Below are 7,722 nucleotides of genomic sequence, written 5' to 3' on the forward strand. Positions count from 1 at the left end.
ACGCTGATCTGTGCTTTGCCGATGCTGCCACGCAAGTAGGATGTACCTAGAAAATACAATAGTCGTATGGCTAACGAGTAAATCATAGGAGAGACCTTGAAATTCCTTTTGCAAGCGCAACAAGGATTTAGCGCACTTAAAGAAAACCTCTTCATTGCGAGCTAAAGCTATTGGTGCATTTTTGCTATTTTCCATATTCTATGATCCCGCTCTGATTTTTTTTCCCGATAAACAAAAAGATTTGGTTCACCACCATTCATATAATCGTATATGGTATATCTATAATGAGATAAAAACTACCACAGGAAGAGCTTTGTTAGAATTAAGTAAAAATCACATACTTGGAGATGCACGAAATAATAATTTTCTGAAATGCCTTGAAATTTCAAATATAGAATTACTAAAACTGAAAGGGAGAGCTAATTTTTCACAAAATGCAGATAAATTCCTTGAAGTTCTCAAGGATACCGAAATTACTTGGTTAGCAAAAGGGGTATTCTTGTATTTGATACTTTATGAAAATTGCTCTGGGCGTCACATAGAACTATTATCAGGGTCGGCCAATGCAGCTAGCGGCTTATTAGAGCTTGAAGATAAAGGACTAGTACTATAGAACTTAAAATAGATTTTATTGGCTAGCCAGCTTCACCGGCACAACGCGGGGGGTTAGTGTCTAGTCGCTGACGCAAGCGCGCACCGATTGGGGGCAGCCGATCAGGAGTGAAACTGGGTTTACTCAAAGCTCGATGTTCATCCGAAACAGGGCGCCAGCGCCGTGTACCGGGGTTTTGGTTGCCCGATTGGCCATCTTGCCAAGGGGATAAAAATCAATACAAATAAAGAAAACCCGCTTCCTTTAGTGTGAAGCGGGTTTTCTTTATTTGATTTTTACAGTGCTATCAAAAAAAATAAATAAAAGTGGTTGCAAAACATACAGTTTCGAGATTGATTCAATAATCTCATATATAAATTACTCAATCATTAGAAAGGTACCTATTCGATGAGCTGCTTTGGGATTCTCTGGTATATCTAAATGCCCCGAATCTTAGGTTGCTGTTTCAATATTACTTGTAAAATTTTTTACATATAGAGCACTGCTTTCTGGAACGAAGGCATCACTATTTGCGGAAATAGACAAGAACGGTATGTAATCAGGGAATCCAAAATTTTTAACATTATCTTGAAGTATTCGAGGCGTATCCGTAATCATATCTTCTGAAACGTATGAAAGTTTTGCAAACTTACTTGCTCCGTATTTTACACCATTGATTGGTGAAGCGATTGTTACCACTTTATTAACAGTAGGATATAAATTTTTCCAAATTAATGTTTGACTAACAACATAATCCGTCGACATTAAACCTCCCATGCTATGACCTACTAAATTTACTTTTGGCGTTTGAAATTTCCTTTGAACTTTTTGAATGATATCGGTTAATTTAGCTTCCTGCTGCGACACAGCTTGCCTACTATCAGAAAATACCACCTTTATAATTGGTCGTCCCTTAGGACTCATTTCGTTTAATTGATTGTAATCATCATCAGTAATTGTTGAACGATACTTGGAGTCGGGTTGTAAATAGTTAAATAAGTAATCCATTGACGTACTGTTGCCGTTGAATCCATGTATTAAAATTGTTGGAATGTAGGTAAAATTAATGTTTGCTTGATAATTTCCGTAAGAACTCCACTCAACGTTCATATCCCATGCTTCGCCAACGAATCGAAGTGGAACATAGGTTACGTTATTGATAATTTTCGGCGGTACTTCTAATGATACCGAGCGCCCATTTATAAAGGCCGTGTTAGAATCTATCGATAAATCAACTTTGGCATCTCCTTTAATAGAATGGATGGATTGTGTTTCTGAATCCCATGTTACCTCTGTGTGAAGTGCTTCGAATATAGTCCGTACCGGTACGAGTATTCGTCCGTCTTCTTTAATGGGGGAGCTCGAAAAGCTTAGAAGGGTTCCATCAACGTATACCTTGTAGATTGTGTCAGCCTTTGAGTTGACTGGAAATAAGAACACTAGTAATGCAACAGTCTAACGACATGAAAATGCCTACTGAGAACCTTAATAAATCAAGGTGTTTTATGGTTGTAGGGATATTCATGTCGTTTTTTTTACGACATGAATATCCCTATAAAACATAATAGCGACAAGAAAGTCCCTCGAAAAATAAGCAATTAGAGTTTGAAATGAGGCTATACCCACAATGTGGAAGCCGCGTACAATTCGTAGCCGAGCATAGCTGTCGTTCGAATTCTAGCTAACGATGATCCCGATTTCCAACGCTTTCTGGATGGCTTCTTCCTTGTTGTTGCGTACTCCTAGCTTAATATAGGCTGAGGAGGCGTAGTTTCTGACCGTGCCATCCGACAAATATAGCTTGGACGCTATCGTCTTGTACCGGAGCCCTTTGGCAACATGCTGCAATATTTCAATTTCCCTGTGAGTCAGGTCATAGTCGTTGGCGATTTTCAATTGCGTTGATTCGACGCTCTTATCGAGCTTCTCGAATATTTTATGGGACATCCCCCGATCGATTAAAGTGCCTCCTCTGTGAATAAGCCGGATCGTATCGGCCAACTCTAATGGTTCGGATGATTTTAGCAGGAAGCCGTCCGCACCACTGCGCAGTAAGTCCAACGCTTGCTCCGCATCCTGAAACGTCGTGAAAATCAATACGCGGATATGCGGCCATTGCTGCTTGATCATTTTGGTTGCCTCGGCTCCATTCATGCGTGGCATATCCAAATCCATTAGCACTACGTGAGGCTGGAGGCGTCCGCACAGGTCGACGGCTTGTTCGCCATCCTCTGCCGATCCGACTACGTTCAAGTCCTGGTACTTGTCGAGCAGCACCCGGAGACTTTCCCGAATAAAAGGTTGGTCGTCGACGATCAACAGCTGAATAAGGTCGTCTTCCATTTCCGCTTGTCGCGGCAACGAACAGGTAACAAGCGTCCCGTCCCCTGGCTTCGTATAAACGGACACTTGACCTTGCAAATTCATGGCCCGCTCCTTCATCGCGTTCATGCCGAAGCCCTCCCGCCATTCTTCCATCCCTCTTCCGTTGTCATGCACCTCCAATCTTGTATCTTGCTGCCCAAATTGCAAAGAAACGGTGATTTCGGTCGCCTGACCGTGACGAACCGCATTCGTAAGCGACTCTTGCAAGCAGCGAATGAACGCCATTTTCGCTTGTCGGGACAGTTGGTACTCGTCTCCGAACGCACGAAGGCTTACCTCGATCCGGGCGTGCTCCTGAAATTCATCTCCAAGCTTTTGCAGAGATTGGACCAAGGAAAGCGACTGCTGTGGAGACTCCATTTGATGCAAGTAGCCCCTCACTTCCTCTATACTTTTACGGCCCAACTCAAGCAAGGAATCCAGCCTCTGTATACCCGTTTCAGTAGCAATCTCGGAGCGGAACGCTTCCATTCCCATGATGATGGAAGTAAAAGCATGACCGACAGTATCGTGGAGCTCTCTCGACAGCCTGTTTCGCTCTTCTGCCAGCGTAATACGCTCGATTTGGGACATATATTGCTCAAGCACCGCATTTTGCTTGCGGATCGTTTCATTTTGCCGATGATTGACGATCAATAAATGAAAAGCGAATCCCATCACATAAGCAAGTCCGTAGTAGGTTACCATGAACCAATAGCTGTTATCTGGCGAAACAACATAAAAGATTCCGGGTATTACCAAGACCGTTGCCGGTGCCGTCCAATGATAAGACAGACGAGCGCTATTCGCTGCGATCAGAAAGGCTGATACAAGAAATGAAAGGAAAGCTTCCGGAAACAACGAGGTTAAATGTACGCATAGCCCGCCAAAGAGCAGTATTTCTGTGAATAAATAATATTTGTAGTTGAGCAGCAAGCAAGTCCAGGGAATGGAGAAAGCGGCAATCTCCCAAAAAATAACGATCCAAAAAGGCAGCGCTAGACCTTCCTGAAATCTGATCGTCGTGAGGATGAGCGAAACGCTAATAATAAGGCGGAGCCCAAGCATAATCCAATCATACCAAAACCACTGTTTGACCATTTCCAACAATTCTTTCAACCCCTAAGCAGCTTTCTGTTTGTTTCCTATAGTATTATAAACCAAACCTTCGTGCGGTGCATAATTGGCTGTTTACGCTGCGTCACCTGCATAAAGGTCGGAAACAAAACAGCTATCGGTCTAGCTGCTGAATCATGGTGCGCGTATAACCTCCGAATGTTTTCGCCAACCGGTCACTCAACTTGACACTTATTGCAGCAAGCACCACTCCCAGAGCCATGGTAAGGAGTGATTCCGCAAAAGTATCTACTTGCATGAAAATGACATTCAAATCGATGTATCGATACAAAAGTGGTGCCAACAGGAATGCAAGCGGTCCTAAATAGAGAACGGCTACGCTGACGAGACTGACGAGTCCGATCCCCAACTTCTGCATTAACCAAAAGACGGCAAACCAGTTGCGACGATCCGTAAGTTCTAATTTGGCATGAACCCAGACCGATGCATCCGTTGTTATTTTTTTGTCGTAAGGTGCCGTCGTAATATCTGTATAAATTTTCGTCTGTGTGCGTTCGAATTGGATGAAGGTTGTCGTAGTTCGCAATACGCGTGTAACTAGTGGAATGCCGATTACCGTAAATGAAAGACTTAAACTGAACGACAGAGCTACCATATAAAAGCAAAAGTAAAACAAGCCTGTAACGAAAGTTAATAATAAAAAATAACCATTTTGGATGAAACCTGATTTCATAAGGTTTATCGCTCCTCTCCGTGTAATAGCGGGATTGTATGGTTTGGTTTCTTCCGTCAACCGCACCAGTGTAAAAATGTCATGTGACATTTTCGGAATATGTCCAACCTGCTCAACCTCAGCAAAAAAAGTAACCGCCATAGACGGTAACACTGTTCTGAAGTTGTTAATGCGATTTGCCTACGGTTTTCTATAGGTGAATCAGCTCCTCTTTAAAAAATAGTTTGGTGCGGTTGCCTACTGCTCCATACTAACCGCACAGCTGTCATCTCCACCAGTGACAACATGTCATCAACATGTCATCATTTTCTTTGTGACATGTTGGCGCTGATCGATACGTTAGCGAGCATTGCATGTCACATGAAATAGTGAAGATTTGTAACTAGCTTAAATGATAGTGAGTGAGTGACAATTGGACTACTGAAGACGACCCAATATGCTTGTATGCAGAGAGAGTCGTACTTCAAAAAAATCCATGAGGTGAATACCATGAACAAAAGAAGGAAAATGATTTACGGTGGAGTTGCCGTAATTCTAAGTGCAGCGATTCTAACTGCAGGTTGCAGTACGAGACCAGCTGAAAAGTCGGAACAAATAGGAACAACTCAACCAGTTGAGACAGCTCAAATATCTCAAAATAGTATTGCAAAATCACTTGAATTGCAGGCGAAGCAACTGAAGACGTTAGATCCGAAACAACCATTGGATGATTTAAAACCGCTAAAAGACATGATAGGGAATGCAAATTATGTTGGTTTAGGAGAGGCTACTCACGGAAGCTCGGAGATTTTTATGATGAAGCATCGCCTCGTGAAGTATTTGGTCACTGAGCTAGGCTTTACCAATTTTGGGATTGAAGAGGATTGGGGCAACGGTTTAAAGCTGAACGAGTATATCCAAACGGGAAAAGGCGACCCTAGGGAGTTTTTGAAGCTGTTGTACCCAACTGATGAGATCGTCGCTATGGTAGAATGGATGCGGGAATACAACTCTGATCCTGTAAATAAAAAGAAAATTCAATTCGTCGGACTCGACTTAAAAATGCTGGATCAAAGTGTCTTCGATAAAGTGATCAACTATGTAAAGAAGTATCATCCTGATTTGCTGCCGGAAGTCGAGCAAAGCTACAAAGAGTTGTCATCGGTGGCAGGTAATCTACAGGAATATATGAAGCTGACTACTGAAGTGAAAGAAAAGCATAGGGCTAATGCGCAAAAAGTAGTCAAACTACTTGAAGACAAAACGAAGTCGAATAATGAGACTGATTCACTCGAGCTAACTTGGGTGAAAGGAACGACTAAGGTGATAGAGAATTTTACGAAGATGGTGATTCCGGCTGACTATCCGAGCATGGTGAAGCTGCATGATCAGTATCTAGCCGAGCACGCTGTTTGGGCTCAAGAAAAATTTGGCGGCAAAACGATGGTTTGGGGGCACAATATTCACATAGCTAAAGGTGTTATCACTGAGAAGATGTATCCTAAAGTCGCCGGGGAGTTTCTGAAAGAACGTGTAGGTAATCAATATGTAGCAATTGGATCCACCACCACGGAAGGCAAATTTACAGCATACAGTGAAGGTAAGATTGCAGCGGATACCATTCAGAAGAACGAGAACAGCTCCAACTATATGTTTGGACAAGTTCCATACGATCAGTTCCTGTTAGATCTTCGCAAATTGAATGGAGCCGCGCAGCGATGGGTAAAAGAAAAGCAGCCATTCTTGGATGGCATTGCACAGATCATTCCTAACGAACCGCAATATTATGATGTTTCCCTTCAAGAGCAATTCGACATTATGGTTCATATTCAAAAAACGACCCCTTCGCATATCAAGTAATATGAAATAAAAAAGACGATCCCTTAACTTTAATCATGGCACGGAGAATAAAATAAAACCATAAAATAGCCGGCCACTGGTCGGCTTTTCATAATGGGTTTGCAACAACCGCCGACCTGAGGATAAAGTTCTTGTCATTTATGACATCAAGTTCTTGTCACCACCAAACATTAACTCCATTCCTGACAGGGCTGCCAAGGGCTGCATTGAAGCTAAATGGGAAGGCATTAACGCAGCTTTATTTACTACAACGTTCTTACTAAACAATAATAATAAGCGAGAGAAGAGAAAGAATACTTTTGTTTTTCAAGCGATGTTCTCCTTTTGTGTTATAATATAGTAATTTATTACTATATTACTATATTACTATATTACTATATTTACCATCAATATGAAGCGAATAAATAAGCATGAAATTCAGTCCACCCAATTAAAGGTAGTTTTTGCTTTTCCTTTTAATTTCGTCTCTTCCATGGACAATCTAATCTCAATGTATCTCTTGCCTATGCGATCGTTTGTAAATATAAATTCGTAGCACAAATCTTCATAATTTATTGAGCAATCTTCGTCGTACATAACACCTTCTTTAACCTGTTCTACCATAAATGCCAATATCTCTTTCCCATAAATTGTATCTCCCGAAATCTCGGCTTCTGGATGATTGTAAAGGTTTGTCAAACTTTTTGTTTTGTACTTTGCGGGTTCCCCTGTAATCGGGTTAAGAAAGGTAATTATTTTCACTTCTTCTACTTCATGAAATACTACCTTTGCCAAACCATCACCGACTATATCTAATTTAAAGACATTCCCGTCATAGTTCCAACTACCGCTTATATCAAATTCAAGACTGAAAATCCGATCAATAATAGCGAAAAAAATATCCTCATAGTTTTCAATAATTTGTTCCATGATAATATCTGGATACCCATAACATGACAGTCCATAAGTCCTTACATATAAAATATTTCCATTTAGGTCCGTCGTTACTACTGGCTTTATCGAAGGGTCAAAAAAATGATGCACGACGACGCCTCCTTTCATTTGGATATATTTTCATCTCAAACTTCGCAGCTTGAAATGGGCAGATAAGCCTTAAGATAACTGGGCAAACCGGCGA

The 7,722-nt window shown here is 41.5% G+C and carries 6 protein-coding genes and 1 pseudogene; 2 read left to right on the forward strand and 5 right to left on the reverse strand.

All coding sequences use genetic code 11. The features are described from left to right. Positions 1-150, reverse strand: a pseudogene (locus IEY53_RS35630) (IS4 family transposase); the annotation flags it as partial. A gap of 163 nt (positions 151-313) precedes the next feature. On the opposite strand from IEY53_RS35630, the gene IEY53_RS34315 reads away from it, so the two are divergent. Next, positions 314-613 (forward strand): hypothetical protein, encoded by a 300-nt coding sequence (locus IEY53_RS34315; RefSeq protein ID WP_229696530.1) that lies wholly within the window; start codon positions 314-316, stop codon positions 611-613. Positions 614-1,045: 432 nt separating this feature from the next. On the opposite strand, the gene IEY53_RS34320 is transcribed toward IEY53_RS34315, so the two are convergent. The 3 genes from IEY53_RS34320 to IEY53_RS34330 form a co-directional block, all read right to left on the reverse strand. After that, positions 1,046-2,032 carry a stalk domain-containing protein gene (locus IEY53_RS34320; RefSeq protein WP_189032783.1) on the reverse strand — a complete coding sequence of 329 codons (987 nt, stop codon included), beginning with the start codon at positions 2,030-2,032 and terminating at the stop codon, positions 1,046-1,048. A gap of 237 nt (positions 2,033-2,269) precedes the next feature. Continuing rightward, positions 2,270-4,066: a helix-turn-helix transcriptional regulator gene (locus IEY53_RS34325; protein WP_189032786.1), complete on the reverse strand. Its 1,797-nt coding sequence runs from the start codon at positions 4,064-4,066 to the stop codon at positions 2,270-2,272. A 121-nt stretch (positions 4,067-4,187) separates the two neighbouring features. Then, positions 4,188-4,766 carry a sensor domain-containing protein gene (locus tag IEY53_RS34330; RefSeq protein ID WP_189032788.1) on the reverse strand — a complete coding sequence of 193 codons (579 nt, stop codon included), beginning with the start codon at positions 4,764-4,766 and terminating at the stop codon, positions 4,188-4,190. Positions 4,767-5,255: 489 nt separating this feature from the next. On the opposite strand from IEY53_RS34330, the gene IEY53_RS34335 reads away from it, so the two are divergent. Beyond that, positions 5,256-6,605, forward strand: coding sequence for an erythromycin esterase family protein (locus tag IEY53_RS34335; protein ID WP_229696531.1), 1,350 nt, complete (start codon positions 5,256-5,258; stop codon positions 6,603-6,605). Positions 6,606-7,022: 417 nt separating this feature from the next. Here IEY53_RS34335 and IEY53_RS34340 read toward each other — a convergent pair whose 3' ends face one another. Next, a complete protein-coding gene (locus IEY53_RS34340) occupies positions 7,023-7,628 on the reverse strand; it encodes a hypothetical protein (RefSeq protein WP_189032784.1) in 606 nt (201 codons plus the stop codon). Positions 7,629-7,722 lie beyond the last annotated feature (94 nt).

Source organism: Paenibacillus albidus (genome assembly GCF_014644435.1).
GTDB lineage: Bacteria > Bacillota > Bacilli > Paenibacillales > Paenibacillaceae > Paenibacillus_AQ > Paenibacillus_AQ albidus.